Source organism: Pedobacter sp. JCM 36344 (genome assembly GCF_046546555.1).
Classification (GTDB): domain Bacteria; phylum Bacteroidota; class Bacteroidia; order Sphingobacteriales; family Sphingobacteriaceae; genus Pedobacter.
Map to the genome: position 1 here is coordinate 266,780 of NZ_JBKHKK010000003.1, position 15,728 is coordinate 282,507.

The 15,728-nt window shown below is 38.4% G+C and carries 19 protein-coding genes, 1 tRNA gene and 1 pseudogene; 8 read left to right on the forward strand and 13 right to left on the reverse strand.

The genetic code is table 11. The annotated features are described in order from the left end of the window. Nucleotides 1-30 precede the first annotated feature (30 nt). Nucleotides 31-636: a TetR/AcrR family transcriptional regulator gene (locus ACHFIZ_RS04710; protein WP_410883357.1), complete on the reverse strand. Its 606-nt coding sequence runs from the start codon at nucleotides 634-636 to the stop codon at nucleotides 31-33. 169 nt (nucleotides 637-805) lie between these two features. On the opposite strand from ACHFIZ_RS04710, the gene ACHFIZ_RS04715 reads away from it, so the two are divergent. Together ACHFIZ_RS04715 and ACHFIZ_RS04720 are read left to right on the forward strand one after the other, a co-directional pair. Next, nucleotides 806-1,321: a DinB family protein gene (locus tag ACHFIZ_RS04715; protein WP_410883359.1), complete on the forward strand. Its 516-nt coding sequence runs from the start codon at nucleotides 806-808 to the stop codon at nucleotides 1,319-1,321. 335 nt (nucleotides 1,322-1,656) lie between these two features. After that, nucleotides 1,657-1,818 (forward strand): annotated as a pseudogene (locus tag ACHFIZ_RS04720) (DUF3095 family protein); the annotation flags it as partial. Between the two features lie 60 nt (nucleotides 1,819-1,878). Here ACHFIZ_RS04720 and ACHFIZ_RS04725 read toward each other — a convergent pair. Beyond that, a complete protein-coding gene (locus tag ACHFIZ_RS04725; RefSeq protein WP_410883361.1) occupies nucleotides 1,879-2,067 on the reverse strand; it encodes a cold-shock protein in 189 nt (62 codons plus the stop codon). Between the two features lie 312 nt (nucleotides 2,068-2,379). Here ACHFIZ_RS04725 and ACHFIZ_RS04730 point away from each other — a divergent pair, with 312 nt between their 5' ends. Then, nucleotides 2,380-3,123, forward strand: a complete 744-nt coding sequence (locus ACHFIZ_RS04730; protein ID WP_410883363.1) for an SRPBCC family protein — start codon at nucleotides 2,380-2,382, stop codon at nucleotides 3,121-3,123. A gap of 83 nt (nucleotides 3,124-3,206) precedes the next feature. On the opposite strand, the gene ACHFIZ_RS04735 is transcribed toward ACHFIZ_RS04730, so the two are convergent. Next, nucleotides 3,207-3,653 carry a KTSC domain-containing protein gene (locus ACHFIZ_RS04735; RefSeq protein ID WP_410883365.1) on the reverse strand — a complete coding sequence of 149 codons (447 nt, stop codon included), beginning with the start codon at nucleotides 3,651-3,653 and terminating at the stop codon, nucleotides 3,207-3,209. Between the two features lie 103 nt (nucleotides 3,654-3,756). After that, a complete protein-coding gene (locus ACHFIZ_RS04740) occupies nucleotides 3,757-5,178 on the reverse strand; it encodes an alpha-L-fucosidase (RefSeq protein ID WP_410883367.1) in 1,422 nt (473 codons plus the stop codon). Nucleotides 5,179-5,291: 113 nt separating this feature from the next. Here ACHFIZ_RS04740 and ACHFIZ_RS04745 point away from each other — a divergent pair, with 113 nt between their 5' ends. Next, a complete protein-coding gene (locus tag ACHFIZ_RS04745) occupies nucleotides 5,292-5,966 on the forward strand; it encodes an SRPBCC family protein (RefSeq protein WP_410883369.1) in 675 nt (224 codons plus the stop codon). Here the strand turns inward: ACHFIZ_RS04745 and ACHFIZ_RS04750 are convergent. Beyond that, a complete protein-coding gene (locus ACHFIZ_RS04750; RefSeq protein WP_410883371.1) occupies nucleotides 5,963-6,457 on the reverse strand; it encodes a hypothetical protein in 495 nt (164 codons plus the stop codon). The genes ACHFIZ_RS04745 and ACHFIZ_RS04750 overlap by 4 nt on opposite strands. Nucleotides 6,458-6,553: 96 nt before the next feature. Between ACHFIZ_RS04750 and ychF the strand changes: the two genes are divergently transcribed. Next, nucleotides 6,554-7,648 carry a redox-regulated ATPase YchF gene (ychF, locus tag ACHFIZ_RS04755; RefSeq protein WP_410883373.1) on the forward strand — a complete coding sequence of 365 codons (1,095 nt, stop codon included), beginning with the start codon at nucleotides 6,554-6,556 and terminating at the stop codon, nucleotides 7,646-7,648. Nucleotides 7,649-7,653: 5 nt separating this feature from the next. On the opposite strand, the gene mgtE is transcribed toward ychF, so the two are convergent. Together mgtE and ACHFIZ_RS04765 are read right to left on the reverse strand one after the other, a co-directional pair. After that, nucleotides 7,654-9,027, reverse strand: a complete 1,374-nt coding sequence (gene mgtE, locus ACHFIZ_RS04760) for a magnesium transporter (RefSeq protein ID WP_410883375.1) — start codon at nucleotides 9,025-9,027, stop codon at nucleotides 7,654-7,656. Nucleotides 9,028-9,176: 149 nt separating this feature from the next. Continuing rightward, nucleotides 9,177-9,338, reverse strand: coding sequence for a hypothetical protein (locus tag ACHFIZ_RS04765; RefSeq protein WP_410883377.1), 162 nt, complete (start codon nucleotides 9,336-9,338; stop codon nucleotides 9,177-9,179). 210 nt (nucleotides 9,339-9,548) lie between these two features. On the opposite strand from ACHFIZ_RS04765, the gene ACHFIZ_RS04770 reads away from it, so the two are divergent. Next, a tRNA-Arg gene (locus ACHFIZ_RS04770) sits at nucleotides 9,549-9,620 on the forward strand. Between the two features lie 259 nt (nucleotides 9,621-9,879). Here the strand turns inward: ACHFIZ_RS04770 and ACHFIZ_RS04775 are convergent. Both ACHFIZ_RS04775 and ACHFIZ_RS04780 read right to left on the reverse strand, forming a co-directional pair. Next, nucleotides 9,880-10,206 (reverse strand): type II toxin-antitoxin system PemK/MazF family toxin, encoded by a 327-nt coding sequence (locus ACHFIZ_RS04775; protein WP_410883379.1) that lies wholly within the window; start codon nucleotides 10,204-10,206, stop codon nucleotides 9,880-9,882. Beyond that, nucleotides 10,200-10,448 (reverse strand): AbrB/MazE/SpoVT family DNA-binding domain-containing protein, encoded by a 249-nt coding sequence (locus ACHFIZ_RS04780; protein ID WP_410883381.1) that lies wholly within the window; start codon nucleotides 10,446-10,448, stop codon nucleotides 10,200-10,202. The genes ACHFIZ_RS04775 and ACHFIZ_RS04780 overlap by 7 nt, the downstream gene beginning before the upstream one ends. Nucleotides 10,449-10,631: 183 nt before the next feature. On the opposite strand from ACHFIZ_RS04780, the gene ACHFIZ_RS04785 reads away from it, so the two are divergent. After that, complete coding sequence (locus tag ACHFIZ_RS04785) at nucleotides 10,632-11,069, forward strand: hypothetical protein (RefSeq protein WP_410883383.1); 438 nt, start codon at nucleotides 10,632-10,634, stop codon at nucleotides 11,067-11,069. A 400-nt stretch (nucleotides 11,070-11,469) separates the two neighbouring features. On the opposite strand, the gene ACHFIZ_RS04790 is transcribed toward ACHFIZ_RS04785, so the two are convergent. From ACHFIZ_RS04790 to ACHFIZ_RS04805, 4 genes are all read right to left on the reverse strand, one after another. Further along, nucleotides 11,470-12,117 carry an HAD family hydrolase gene (locus tag ACHFIZ_RS04790; protein ID WP_410883385.1) on the reverse strand — a complete coding sequence of 216 codons (648 nt, stop codon included), beginning with the start codon at nucleotides 12,115-12,117 and terminating at the stop codon, nucleotides 11,470-11,472. A gap of 16 nt (nucleotides 12,118-12,133) precedes the next feature. Beyond that, nucleotides 12,134-12,736, reverse strand: a complete 603-nt coding sequence (locus ACHFIZ_RS04795; protein WP_410883387.1) for a sugar O-acetyltransferase — start codon at nucleotides 12,734-12,736, stop codon at nucleotides 12,134-12,136. Between the two features lie 57 nt (nucleotides 12,737-12,793). After that, nucleotides 12,794-13,294, reverse strand: coding sequence for a Crp/Fnr family transcriptional regulator (locus ACHFIZ_RS04800; RefSeq protein WP_410883517.1), 501 nt, complete (start codon nucleotides 13,292-13,294; stop codon nucleotides 12,794-12,796). Nucleotides 13,295-13,752: 458 nt separating this feature from the next. Continuing rightward, on the reverse strand, nucleotides 13,753-14,031 hold the full coding sequence (locus ACHFIZ_RS04805; protein ID WP_410883519.1) for a GLPGLI family protein: 279 nt from the start codon (nucleotides 14,029-14,031) through the stop codon (nucleotides 13,753-13,755). Nucleotides 14,032-15,004: 973 nt separating this feature from the next. Here ACHFIZ_RS04805 and tnpA point away from each other — a divergent pair. Further along, nucleotides 15,005-15,271 (forward strand): IS66 family insertion sequence element accessory protein TnpA, encoded by a 267-nt coding sequence (gene tnpA, locus ACHFIZ_RS04810; RefSeq protein WP_410883389.1) that lies wholly within the window; start codon nucleotides 15,005-15,007, stop codon nucleotides 15,269-15,271. Nucleotides 15,272-15,728: the final 457 nt, after the last annotated feature.

A 15,728-nucleotide genomic window follows, 5' to 3' on the forward strand; every position in this document is an offset into this window, starting at 1 on the left:
TATAACAAGGTAAACATAGCGATTTTTAAATTATTTGATAAAAAGAGATTGGATAAATCCCGAAATCGCATCCTGAAGAATCATTCTCTTATCCGCCCCGGGCTTTCCTTCCTTTTCGATCATTTGTATGGAAACCAGGCCGTGCAGAATAGACAAATACGTATGATATTTTAAAAAATAGTTGGCATCTGGAGTCTTACTCTGAGCAATTGCTTCTTTAATTGTCGTAATCATTACCATAGCCATGGCCTTCATTTCAGTAATTTGGTTTACCCTATCACAAGCTGGGATTCCGAGACCAAACATCAGCTGGTAATATTCTTTGTGATCAAAGGCAAAATTCCAATACGCATGAGCAATGCACTCTAATTGATTAGCCGAACCTTGATGTTGATCTTTCGCCTCTTGAAGAACATCATAAAGCTTCTGAAAACCCTCTTTAGTGAATTCCAATAAAATCGCTTCCTTGTTTTCAAAGTGACTGTAAATTACAGGAACACTATATTCTATCGCATCTGCAATTTTACGAATGGAAAGCGACTGCCATCCCTCTGCCAATACCTGAAGCCATGCTGCCTCTAAAATACTTGCTCTAAATTCCTCCTTCTGTCTGATCTTCCGCTCTGCAATTCCCATGTTTTTTATAATAGGTTAACACCGTTAGCAAATATAACAAGCTGTTTGATGTTGGGGCCTTAAGCGATTTTTTCTGACGCAAATATTACCAGCCTTACTGAGTATTGGAGTTAAAAAAATTGGCTGCAGATTCATTTATACCCATATTTGCGCTATCAAGTAAACGAACATGGCTCAAAAATTAGAAGTTTGGCAAAGAGGTCCTCTGCCTAACATTATTCCAATGCTTCAACCTGTTGCTCATGCATTACTACAGGCACGCGAAGAGATTAATGAATACATGGATAGTTACCCGGTGCAGCTACTATGGGTACGCCCAGCAGGAATGGCCTCGGTGGGCTTTCATTTGCAACATTTAACTGGAGTATTGGATAGGGTCTTTACATATGCCATTGGCAAGCCGCTATCAAACTTTCAGTTTGAACAACTTGCCGAGGAGGGTAGCGATTCGATTAATGGATATCAGGTTATTGATTTGGTAGAACGCTTTAATCGCCAGGTTGACATCGCCATGGAACAACTAATGACCACAGACGGTGATACTTTAACGCAATATAGAGGCGTGGGTAGAGGGGGTTTACCATCAACCGTGATCGGACTTTTAGTGCATGCTGCGGAACACACAATGAGACACGTGGGTCAACTAATGGTCACCGCAATAGTAATCAAAGGGTTGAAAAGCTAAAGGATACCATTTCCCTAATAGCTATGAACATTGATACCTTATTCTAAAAGAAATAGTATCATTGCCACAGCAAAAGACCTTTCGTATACGCAATTGAGCTCCAGCGCATCTACTAATCTTAGCAAAAACAAGTTTACACTCGAAGACATTAACAGAGCGATTTCAATCTATCCGGCATCATTCACAGTATACTTTTAGCTAGAGTTGTCCTTGAAAAAAATAACTAATCATTTTTAAAACAACCTGATTATTATATATCTATCTCTGGCTGACTTAATTTTACAAAAGTTACTTTTTAAAGAAGTTTCTTCAGACTTGCGGCAGCAAACTACCTTCATCAAACGGTCAACTTCGTTGCCACAGGCGGTATCGTTGATATTCTTAATATAGCCTACAAGGTGAATATCATTGTATCATTTTTTTTCAGTGGCGATGGTGCAACATTCATCGTTCCCGACTCCATTTTCCAACCTGTTATGAAGGCATTTAAGCCTTAAAGTGCAAACACGCTAGGAAATTTAGGCAAATTAGTACATACCCTGACTATGAGGAAATACTTAAGCTAACTTTACTTTAACAGCGTTTAAGCCTTTTTTGCCTTCCTGAACTTCGTAAACTACTTCATCGTTTTCACGAATCTCGTCGATTAAACCAGAAACATGAACGAAAATTTCACTACCATCGTCTTCTTTAATAAATCCAAATCCTTTTTCACTGTTAAAAAATTTTACTGTACCGTTTTTCATAATAAATTTAATGTTTGTATTGTTTTCCTAAAAATATTAAAAATAACCAAAATAGCAAATACCAAACTCGCTTCTGTTCATTCTTTGGGTATTTTGTCTGTGAAAATTTAAAACAACTTGTTAGGATTATCATAATCTACCGGTTTACAGCAATTAAAGCTGATAAGCAAACGCTATCTAGGTACGATTGTCGAAGTAATACAGAAACATGACAGGTGAAAAGCTACTACGACCTAGAGCTCTTCCAGCCAATTAAAGAAAGTTTAAACTTTAAGTTTTCGCCATTGTTCCTATCATACATACCCGAAAAACATGAGAAACGAATTGACAGCAAAAGTAGTGACTGGGCTTAAAGAGCTTAGCATTAAGCCCACTGGAAAAGAAAACATAGACCAAGGAGAACGAGCCCTATCTGTAGTAGCAGGTTCTTATTTGTTATATAAAAGTTTAAAAAACATTATTGATCATCCATTTCTAGCTTTACATGGAGTTGCTGTGGGGGGCCTTTTATTGTACCGCGGCGCGACAGGTATTTGTCCAATCTATAAACAATTAGGCAAAGACACCTCTGATCCGGAGGCGATCAACATTACAGAAACCATTACAGTAAATGCTCCGAGGGATAAAGTATATTCCTTCTGGAGAGAGCTGTCTAACCTTCCTAAATTCATGAAGCATTTGAAAAGTGTTTATGAAATCAGCGGCACTGAGAGTCATTGGGTCGCAAACACACCGGGCAATCTGATTGAACTTGTTTGGAATGCCGAGATTACCAGAGAGGAGGAGGGAAGCTACATTGGCTGGCAATCACTAGAAGATTCAATGATAGAGAATGCTGGAAAGATCGAGTTTAGAGATACATTAAACGGCACTGGAACTGAGATTCACCTAGAGATCGATTACTTTCCGCCCGCAGGAAGCGTAGGTAGAGGGGTCGTTTCTCTATTCAATGGCGTTTTCGAAACGATGATCCGTGAAGACATTCAGAGTTTCAAAGAATATGCTGAGGCTGCTGAATTTAAGGCCTACCTCGGAGTGACATCTACAACCCTATAACATTTCGGAAAAATTTAGGTTTTAAGAGGCTTCCTTCATGACCAAAAATTATTTCGGGTTGATCATGAAGGAAAGCATATTATCTAGGCTGTAGCTAGCTTAGCAATATTCCTATAAGGAAAAGATGTAAAGATGTGTCTGCGTGCAAATCTTCCGGGAGAATCTGCATTAACTAGTTTTACATAAATTTGTTTTGGTACCCCGAAATATTCATATGCGCTGCCATCTAGAAATTGAACAGTCAGTATAAGACCAGCCCAATTATAATCTGCGATACCACACATGGCTGTAGTTTGATCATACTCCTCTTTAGAAAGTGCAAGAGTCTCCGGAGCGATACTAACTAAAAAGTGATAGGCTTCGATTATTTCCTTACTTTTAACTTCGGCATCTCCCTTAGCTTCCTCGCTGTCCTGAAACTTATCTGGATGCCAATCTTTCATTAAATTCCTATAAATGGTCTTTAATTCTTTCAACTCGGCATCTTTTTGTACACCTAATAATTTCCTATAATCTATTATCTTCTTCATAAAATTTGCGCAAAGTTACAGCAAATTATTATCCGATCATATTAATTTTCAATTATTTATAAAATAATCAACTATTGTAGCGTTGCTGTTGATAACCATTAGCCTACAGATCCGGTGCTCGGTAAATCCCGATTTCAGAAAGCACCGGATTTATTCCATGTATCTCTGGAAATCCAATCTTGATCTTACTGCTGGTAATTGTTGGGAAAGAAAGAATTCGCTTATGGCCAATCGTGGTGTGATCTCCCAAGCTTCTGTATTTCTTGCCATCCCAATATAAAATATAAAACTCTTTGACGCGCTGACCAAGTTCAAGGTACTCTTGCAGAACAATGCGGTTAAATGAAGTCGGTTTCCCCAGGTCGATTGTTAAATCAACATTCTTCACTCCACCCTCAATTGTCCAAACGGTATTCTTATTTCCATCTGTAAGGTTTGATATCACCTCCGACTCCGTTGCAGGAAATGTTATAATCTTCTTTCCTTTAGCGAGATTGGTTTTATAAGTAGCATCGAGGAATCTTCTTAGCTCCATCAGTCTCGTGGAGTCAGCCGGATATATTAAGCCATCCCTGTTTACCGGCACATTTAGTAATAAATTACCATTTCTGCCTACAGAAGTATTGTATATAGATTCAAGTTGCTTTAAAGTTTTCAATTTATCATCAGTCGCCGCACTGTAGAACCATCCCGGCCTGATGGAAACATCCACCTCAGCTGGAATCCAATACTTCCCATCTTTATTTCCAGAATTTAAAATCTTAGCAGGCGGTGCATCGGCCCCAACGCCAAAACCATCGGTATTTAAAGTAGACCAATTGGTTTCACCCGCTACGCCATTTTCGTTTCCCATCCAACGTGCATCAGGACCGATATCACTAAAGATGACGGCCTGAGGGTTATTTCTCCTTACTACCTCATAAAATTTAGGAAAATCGTAATCCTGCTTCTTTTCATTCTCACCTTTTGCACCATCAAACCATTGCTCGAAGATCGGTCCATACTGTGTATGAACTTCATTTAGCGTATTAGCGAAAATATCGTTGTATTTAGGCGTTCCGTAATCGGGATGGTTTCTATCCCAAGGAGATAAATATACACCAAACTTCAAACCGTATTCTTTGCAGGCAGCAGATAGCTCCTTAAGCACATCTCCCTTACCATCTTTCCAGGCACTTTCTCTTACCGTATGTGTGCTGAACTTACTCGGGAAAAGGCAAAATCCATCATGGTGTTTTGCGGTGATGATAATAGCTTTCATGCCGGCAGCTTTCGCTGTACGGGCCCATTGTCGGGCATCCAGCTTTTTAGGATTGAATACCTTCGGGTCCTCATCGCCGTGCCCCCATTCTTTATCGGTAAAAGTATTCGGGCCAAAATGGATAAACATGTAGTATTCCATATCCTGCCAATCCAGCTGGTATTTATTAGGGATCGCTCCAAAGGGCTTAGGTAGTTTTTGTGCGTATAAACTCCCAGCAACAAGAAGTAAAGAAAGGGTAAATAAAGAAAGCTTTTTCATCATAACGATTCGACTATTGGTAAACCAAAGTATAACAATTTAAGCAAATGATAAAACTTATAATAACGCAAACTGTTAAAATAAAAATTATTCTTCATATTAAAACTTAACCCATCATGGAAATAAAACATCACAACCATAATCTTAGGTCGGCGAACTTCTCTGTTGAAAAAGAACATTATCAAAATCTAAGTGTATCGGAACGCTTATTCTCTGTGTTTCTTGGCGGTGTTTTGTTGGGTAGAGGGATTAGAAGACCCTTTAAAGCACCCTTCTTATACGGAGCTTATTTGACTTACCGGGGAGTCACCGGAAGGTGTATGCTCTACGAGCAATTGGGAATAGATGCACATACAACGAAGGCCATTAACATCAGAGGTGAATTTGAAATTGATAGTCCTCCAGCACTTGTGTATGCTTACTGGAGAAACCTGGAGAATCTACCGGGTAGCCTAAAACACTTGCTCGACGTAGATGTTGTAGACGGACAAACCTCACATTGGAAATCCAATATCTTAGGCAAATTCTTTTCTGTAAACTGGGCTACTGAAATTGTCAAAGATGAACCAGGCAGATTAATTGGTTGGAGTTCTACCCCTGATTCACTGATACACCATGTTGGTCGCGTAACATTTGCTGAAAGTGAGTATGGCCTGGGCACCAAATTAAAAGTGGTGTTCTCCTACCAGCCACCTATTGGCGCTCTCGGTATGAGTGTTGCAAGATTGATAAATCCTTATCTTGAAGGCTTATTGAAAAAGGAACTAAAAACTTTTCAATACAAACGTTAAGCCATGCTCGCAGCACCAACTCCGGCAACAATCGCGGAAAGTATTGCCAATGCATAAAATCCAAGTAATACAATCAATAGGATTCCCCAAAACTTAAAGAAGGATTTCATCTTCCCCATAGCTATACTCAAACTCTCCTGATCTCCATAAAGAACGGCTTGTTTGGCCGCAGTACTAAATTTGAACAAGATAAAGCTTGGGTAAAAGTAAATGGCAGCACTTATCAAGAGCAAAACTGTTAGAAAGCCACTACCCAATGCGGCATAAGGATTATTCTGTGCGCCTACCATGTTGTTCATTGATGACATGATGGCCCCAACACTTAAAGACAGCACGATCATAAGTCCGGTAAACACAAATCCTACGATAGACAAGAACTTTGTCCACTTAGAACTCTCATAAATGAAACTTCTAATGTCTTCGGTAACGGTTAATAAAACGGGTTCCGGCTGTTGATTTTTATCTGTTGTATCTTCGTATCTTTCTTCCATTGTAGACTAAATTCCTGAGGTTTTCGGTTTTCTAAACATAAAGATTATTTTTAAAAATTTGATACCTTTGCGGGCAAATCAAGAAAATAATCATACATGGCATTACAATGTGGTATAGTTGGGTTACCAAATGTTGGAAAATCCACCTTATTTAACTGTTTATCTAACGCAAAAGCTCAGGCTGCAAACTTCCCTTTTTGTACTATCGAACCAAATATTGGTGTGATCACCGTACCGGACGACAGACTTACGAAGTTGGAAGAATTGGTTAAACCGAATCGTGTGGTACCAAATACAATTGAGATCGTTGACATCGCCGGTTTGGTTAAAGGTGCCTCTAAAGGAGAAGGATTAGGAAACCAATTCTTAGGAAATATCAGGACAACTAATGCAGTTATTCATGTTTTGCGTTGCTTTGATGATGGAAATGTAATTCACGTGGATGGATCTGTTGATCCTATCCGTGATAAAGAAATCATAGACACTGAGCTACAGCTAAAAGATTTGGATACGGTTACAAAGCGTATCCAGAAGGTAGAAAAAATGGCAAAGACAGATAAAGATGCCAAAAGAACCTTCGACATACTTAGTGTAATAAAAACTCATTTAGAAAGTGGCTTGTCAGCAAGATCTGCAGCTGTGAATGCGGAGGATTTCAACTTCATTGAGGATTTGGGACTGCTAACTCAAAAGCCGGTAATGTATGTGTGTAATGTAGATGAAGCTTCTGTGATCAATGGCAATGCTTACGTTGACAGGGTCAAAGAGGCTGTTAAAGATGAAAATGCTGAGGTTCTTGTCATCTCTGCGAAGATTGAATCTGAGATTGCAGAGCTTGAAAGTTATGAAGAGCGTCAGGAGTTTCTTGGAGATCTTGGATTGACCGAATCAGGTGTAAATAAGCTCATAGTTGCTGCTTATCGTCTCCTGGATCTTTATACTTATTTTACCGCTGGTGTGCAAGAAGTTAGGGCCTGGACAATCACTAAGGGATTCACTGCTCCTCAAGCTGCTGGTGTGATCCATACTGATTTTGAGAAAGGTTTTATCCGTGCAGAAGTCATTAAATACAACGACTTTGTGGCATTAGGATCTGAGGCAGCTTGTAAAGATGCTGGTAAGCTTGGAGTGGAAGGTAAAACCTATGTTGTTGAAGATGGTGATATTATGCACTTCAGATTTAACGTATAACTGTTTTAAAGCAGTACCCCGGTAAGAAACATAACTGCCACTGAAAAATATATAATCAACCCTGTTACATCAACCAGGGTTGCAACAAATGGAGCCGATGACGTAGCAGGATCGGCTCCTAGTTTTTTAAGGAGTAAGGGAAGCATAGACCCCGCCAGCGAGCCCCAAAGTACTACACCAACCAATGAAACCCCAACGGTTACACCAATAAGTGCCCAGTGCGGCCCGTACATATCTGTAAAGAATGTCCAAGCTAGAATTCTAAGAAAGCCTATTGTTCCAAGGACAATTCCCAACATCAGTCCTGAAATAATCTCCCTCCGCATCACGCGCCACCAATCTCCTACAGTAATCTCGCCAAGAGCCATCGCCTGAATGATAAGTGTTGAAGCCTGAGAGCCGCTATTTCCTCCGCTGGATATAATCAATGGAACAAACATAGCAAGTATCACTGCCTTCGCTATATCTGCTTCAAAATGCTGCATTGCTGTTGCAGTAAGCATCTCACCGAGAAAAAGCACCACAAGCCATCCTATTCTTTTTTTAAAAAGACCGAAGATCGGCATATCCAAATACGGTTCATCTAAAGCCTGGGTACCTCCAATCTTGTGCATGTCCTCGGTATACTCTTCGTTGGCAATCCAAAGAATATCATCGACAGTCACGATACCTAACAGTACATTGTGCTGATCCACTACAGGTAGCGCCACTCGATTATTCATTCTAAAGACATTGATAGCCTCCTCCTGATGGTCATCAGCTTTCAAGGCGATTAAACGATGATCGGTTAGGTCACCAATTTTAGCCTCAGGATCGGATAATAGAATTTCCCGAATCCTGATGTCATCCAGTAGTACACCGTCTTTATCAATCACGTAGATTACGTCAATGGTCTCCGAGTTCTTTCCATATTGCCTAATGTGAGCAAGCACACGGCTGACTGTCCAATCCTTTTTCACCGCTACGTAATCTGGTGTCATGAGTCGCCCAACACTGTCCTCTTCGTATCCAAGTAGAGACAAGGCTTCTACTCTATCTTTAGCAGGTAGAAGAATAATTAGTTTGGCAACAGCGTCACCTTTAAGTTCGCTAAAAAGAGAAGTACGGTCATCCGGAGGAAGCAAATTGATCAACTCCCCTAGCTTATCACCCGGTAGCTTTTTTATGATCTTTTCCTGAGTAGGGAAATCCAGGATTCTGAAAACATTGACTGCTCTTTTGACAGAAAGTGTATCTATGAATTTGACCGCATGTTGAGGAAGTTCATCTATCAGGTGCTCAACGTCTGAGATGTTCAGATCATCAAGATAGATTTTCAATTGTCCATCGTCGGCTAATGCCAATAAACTTTCGATTTCTTCAACAACGGTTTCTTCCATACGCAGATTTTGAGTTTACAATTTTAGGCAATTTAACCCAATTACCATTCCACAATTAGGAAAAAATGGCGAAAACAATGTAATTTACTTTGATTAATTAACGGTATACGCTTCCTTGAAATTTCAACACATCAAGCTTTAGCAGGCAACTAAAATATCCTTCTCTTTCCTGAAATTACAAGGTCACCCTGAGGTGTGATGATTTTTCCGGCAAGACTGTCTTTGATTTTAATTAATACTGCCTGAAGTACGTGAGAACTCACTGTTAGATCATAAGTAATCGTGTCTCTAGAAATTTTCAGGTTCGACATTATATCCCTCAGGAGCATTGTTTATATAAAAATACAAGATAATTCATGCCAACTATAGTAGCTAAAAAAGAATAAGGTTGCAGCAAGGCAAACCAGGCCTAAATCTCAAGAATGACATCAATAAGCTAGTACAGTTATGGGTCTGAATTTACTAACTCTAACGTCTTGACAATTTTTGTTCAATCTATTTTATATATTTGCGCGCTAATAGTCTTCGTAGTTCAATGGATAGAATGTCAGATTCCGGTTCTGATGATGGGGGTTCGAATCCCTTCGAGGACACAAAGTATCTCCCAGAGGGATTTCTACTAAAAAATACTCAAGCGACCAAATAGTGGTTTTCCAACCCGATTGCTGAATATCTGAATAGTAAGCGTACAGACAGCTCTTAATGAAGTCTTTGTTTGATCTTTGAAAGCGCTGACTTTTGTTGCAATTCAACTTTGAATAAAAGAAAATTAGTAGGTGGCATACCTTCGTTTTCTAATAGTCTCTATATGTGTTTTTTAAATTTCGTGATAAAGTGTTTTCGAATAAAAACTTAATCGATTAACATTTTATGTAAAGCATCTTTCAAAAGGTTGATCTCCCCTTTTGAAAGCTTCCCTATTTTATAGCCAATACGAGCTCTATCTATCACCTTTATTTGATCAGTAGCTATTGACCCCTGCTTATTAGAGATAGTACAAGAGACACGCCAAGGATAACTTTTAATAGTAGATGTTATAGGGATGATGATTAAGGTTTTTAAAAATTCATTCATTTCATCAGGACTAACCACTACACATGGTCGCGTTTTTGCCATTTCGCTTCCTAATGAAGGATCTAAAGAAATCCAGAAAACTTCATATTGATGTATTTTTACCATGTCCATTCTTCTTTTTCAAATTCATTAGGGAGATCAGGTAAAAGAAGATCGTCATCTCCAGCAGCATTCATCATTTTTGCAGCTTCGGCCCATCCTTGGCGGGGTTCTGGTTTAATTAGAATACTTCCATTACTAATTTCAAGTTCTACAGTAGATCTATTAGATAATTTCAATTGCCTTAATAGTATTGACGGGAGTATAATTCCTTGGCTATTTCCTATGTTTATGATATTAGTTTTCATGTTATAACATAATGTGAATTTCAGGCTAATATACACATAAATGTTATAACAATATGCCTCAGCAGGATTTCATACAAGATTTTTATTTTTCATATTAAGGTTAAAGATTCATTTGTTAATAAGGAAATATAAAAAGCAACGTAAATTTTAATAATAACTAATTATAAAACAGGAACTTATCTATTGTCAGAACAAATCAAACCACAACTTCGTCTCAGGGCTTTTGCCGATCCAAATGGTTCAGGAAAAAGTACAGTCATCAAAAGGATTCGTGAAACTGAAATAAATGAGAATGTCAAACTTGATGTCGGGGTTTACATTAATGCAGACAATATAGCGCAGAATTTGAAGAAAGGGAAATTCTCCTTTGATCCATACGAGATGGATTGTAAGTTAGCGGATCTTATTCTGTTTGGTGAAACGTCCGGGTTATTATGTGGAGATTTTTCGGCAGCGCAATTTAGTGACTCCATTAAAATTACTGAGCGCAAGCTTTCTTTGGCTGTAGCAGAAAGTTTAGATCGTGTGGCGCAGCAAATTGCAAGATTTCTCAGACATGATTTTATAAAGGCTAAGCGGCGTTTTTCATTTGAGACTGTATTTTCGCATGAATCAAATTAGACGATATGCGATTGGCTGTGGAAGACGGCTATTAGATTTATTTTTATTTTGTGGGGACAAAATCTCCTGAAATTAATAAATACCGTGTTGCACTAAGGGTTAAAGAGGCGGTCATTATGTTCCGGCCGATCGAATTGAAAAGCGACATTTACGTTCTATGGAATTTCTAAAGGAAGCAGCAAAGATTGCTTACCGAGGATAGTTCTTTGATAACTCTATTAATGACGAACCCTATCGACTTGTTGGACACTTTAAAAAGGTTGCGGGTAAAAGAGAATGGGATGACATTCCTGAAGCTCAGGTATCTATATGGCTTAAAAAATACTATCCTAGATCATAATTAGGTGCATTAGTCTTTAATGGCTGCAATACTAACACCTTTGACATCAAAACCCGCCGTTCATATATTTAATGTTAACCAATGACTGAAATCTCTGATATTATCAAACAACATATCCGGATGTAATTCTTTTAGCTTTTCAGCCTCTGCTGTTTCTGCCCACGCTGCTGCCACTACAGGAACGCCAACTTGCTTACTTGCCGTGATATCGCTCGGTGCATCACCTACGTATATAACTTCATTTTTCTGTATGTCCTTAAACAGATCTAAAATGTTTTGAATACCTTCCGCTTTTCGTGACCCAGCAGCTATTCCCGTCTCGATTGCCTCAAAATACTGAACAATACCAAATTGTTTTAAAGAAATATCAGTACTGTGCTTTCCCTTACCAGTTACCATCGCAATTCTAACTGATTTATTTTTCAGAGCAATCAACAGGTCTATAATGCCATCAAACGGTGCAGGACACATTAAATGAAGCTCCCTGTAAAATTCCAAGTAGCTTGAAATACCTTTTTCATAGTATTGCGGTGCCAGTGCCATAATTGTTCCTTCTTCCGATGGACCAAAAGTTTCTATAATTTCTTCGTCTGAAAGGGTGTGATTTATCAGGGGCTCGATAGACTTTCTAAATGCAGATATGCACAATGGTAAAGTATTGCCTAATGTACCATCAAGATCAAAAATTACGGCTTTAATTTTATTCATTTCTTACTTAATTTATTTAGTCAGATTTAAGAGTGTTTTCTCTAATTACCTTGCAGGGGTTACCGAATGCAACAGAGTTTTCTGGTATAGAACGGGTAACCACGCTTCCTGCCCCTATAACAGAGTTTTTTCCAATTATTACCCCGGGTAATATGATCACGCCCCCACCGATCCACACATTATCGCTTATTACGACAGGAAGGGCATATGTCCGGAAATAAGGGATTTCATCTGTTTCCTTCCAGTTTTCAACCAGCCTTTCATAGGTCTCAACAGGATGAGTAGCTGTATAAATCTGCACATTCGAAGCAATTAATACATTATTACCAATTTCGATTTTGTTGCAATCAACGAAAGTACAATTGATATTTATAATGACATTGTGGCCAATCGATATATGTCTTCCATAATCACAATAAAACGGGGTGTCAATATTAACGTTCCGGCCTATACTTCCAAAAAGCTCTATTAACAGCTCTTCTTTTCTTATAATATCGGTACTTACCAGATTATTATAATCTTTAGTCAAGCCCCGGGTGCGTTGAATGATCTTTTGTATTTGGGAATCCGAGGTGTTAAAAATTTCCCCGTCAAGGCATTTTTGGATTTCGGTCTTCATTTGCGATGGCTAAAAGACAAAAATAAGAAAGTCGGAGCTTATAAATTTTAATGTATCTTAAAATCGAAACTCAGCTCGCAAACTACTCAGATGTTGCTGTGTCATGCCTAGGTAAGAAGCAATGAAGCCCAAATTCACCCGTCTAACTAGATCTGGACTCTCAATGATGAACTTTTCATATCGTTCTTTCGCTGATAGAGATAGCCGTTCGAGACGCAGGTTCTGTATCTTCAAAAGTGCTTCCTGGTGAATAACACGTGACCAGTTAGCAATCTCTATATTGGTTACGTATAGTTTATTTAATGCTTTAATAGGCAACAGGTACAGCAGTGAATCCTCCAAAAGCTGAATATTTTCTAACGCAGGACGCTGGTGATACAATGAATTGGAAGAGAAAGTTATGTTCCCCTCTTTACTAAACCAGTTGGTTACTTCAGTGTTACCAGTGCAAAAAAAGGTACGAGTACAACCTTGTTCTATGAAGTAAACATAATTGTCCATTACCCCAGTCCGGGTCAATAAATGGTTTTTGGGGTACTGTGCCTCACTTAAATTCACGACAAGCTCCTCAATAGATGAATCAGATATTAGATAATGACGGCGAATTCCCTTTACAATGTTTTCAAATTTTGTTAAATCCAATATTTATAAATTCTCTGGTAGTGATATTTATGTACTAAGTTACCTTCTTTAGTCAACAATTTTCAATAATCAATAATTATCTCAACCGTGTAAACTTCCCTAAAAGCTGACACTAGGTTACTCAATAGGTGGTTGTTAAATAGTAAAACTTTGGTAAGAAGACACGTTCTAATGACTAGCTGAGGAAACTTCTCTATGCTTTAAAGGCCACATATCAATGAAACCCATCCTAGCGGATATAAGATTTTAAGGTTATCAGCCGACTTGAAACTAAACTTCCCTACATAATCAATTTTCAAATCCTGAGTAAATATCTCTGATGGGTGTGGTAGAATCACACCCATCTTTTTTCAACTAACATTAATGTCGAAATACTATTCTGTTTCTTGAAGTAGCAGCTCCCCCTCTCTAGGGGGCCTTGTGATATGAAGTATTCCCGCATTGAAATAGACTTGTATTGTTTTAGGCTGTTTCTTTTTTTTTTGATACTGTTCAAGGGTACATCTAGTAAACCTTTCATCAACAAACGATGATATTTGAATTGGTCTTACAGGTTTCTCTATACATACTGCTTCATAGAAAAAGAGCTTTTGATCGTCTTCTGCTTTCAAAATTAAGCCGGGCAACCCTCTAAATTTCCAGGGTCCATCCATTAGAGGTATTTCCGCCACATGCAAGCCTAGGGTATCTAACACCTCTGCAAGCGCACCAAAAGCAGGGAGAATTAAACAAAAATTGGAAAAATTACAGAAAAGAAAAATGGAACCGTAAAATTCAACAACAACAAAATTCCATTGGTATACCAGGGAATAATTAGCATGTAACGTTTAACCAGGACATGTAAAGTTCAATTTAGGACGATGTCAAGTTTTTCCAGGACTAGTGTAAAGCTATTCTAGGACTATACAAATTGCACCTGCTACTGCACTAACGGCGTACTAACAGGGGGCAAAGAGCACATTCGTTGGGAAAAGGCATGCTTTTGCCCAACGAGTGTGCTCTGAGTTACCTAGTTGTTTCCTAGTTGTTCAGACCACAGCCTGCTAGTAAAAGTACTTTTGGAATGAGGGCCGATGATAGTCGTTTCTTATAATGAAAGTAAATAAATTAAATTAAAATAATAATTACAAAATTAATATGTGATTATTATGAAATTATTTGTTTCTTACGTTAATTATTCGTACCTTGTAATATAAGATACTAATGTTCCTGAATGGGGCTTGTTAATCAGATTATCAACACCATTCGCATTAACTAGAAGCTGATTACTATCGCCGTTAACAACAGCATAACAAAGTTCCCGATCGCGACGCAACTAAAAACAATAAACTAACAGATCAAATTAAATGATCTGGAAAATGATCAGCCTTAGGCTGACATGTACAACGTTCCTCTCTTCTTAGTCACAATTCACCATTCACTTTAGGATTATTGCTAGCACTTATCCTTATTTCCAATTGCACCATGATTGATCAAATGGGAATCTTGGTTGTTCGCTGTGAAGCGTTCAGCATCGCTCTTTGACGTATTAATAAACCTTGCCCTTAGGTTTTTCTCCTAAGTTTGCAATCTTCCCTAAAAAAAATAGCTACAGAAATAAGTGTAGTATTTAATAAATTTAGGGTAATGAAAAAAAGCAATTTTAGTGATCCACAAATCATCAAGATTTTGTCTTCACAGGAATCAGGGAAATCAGTTTCGGATATCTGCCGCGATCATGGCATTAGTCAGGGGACATTTTACAAATGGAAAAGCAAGTATTCTGGGATGGAGGTTTCCCGGGTTAAGCAACTGAAAGACCTGGAGAAGGAGCTGGTACAATACAAAAAGATTGTAGCTGAACAGACATTTCAGATTACTGTTCTTAAAGATGTGATTGAAAAAAAGCTTTAGGGCCTGCCGAAAAACGGGAGCTTGTTGGATATGCCAGAGAGACATTCCAGATGAGCCTTCGGCAGGCCTCCTGCTAAGCGAAAAGATGATGAAGAAATCATAGATCAGTTGAAAATGCGGCTTCCGGCATAAGTTAAGGAACCATTGCTTTATCCAATCTATCCAAATGTCACCTGGAGCGTTGCGTAGCCTATTTTCATATTATTCTTATTATCAAAAACTCATTATCAAAAATAGGAAAATCATTTTGATTAGTGGAATGGGTTTATGATAATCAGCAAAAGAGAAAAAGATATGTAACGCTTGAAAGGCAAAGATTTGCTTTAGTTGAAGCATGAAGATTTGTTTACAACAGATTATCAAATAGGGAGGGTTTATAATAACAGGATTGCATTTATCATGAGCAAGTTGAAGTTAAGAGGTAAATGTTTGAGCTTATCGTCCGATTATTTGTAAT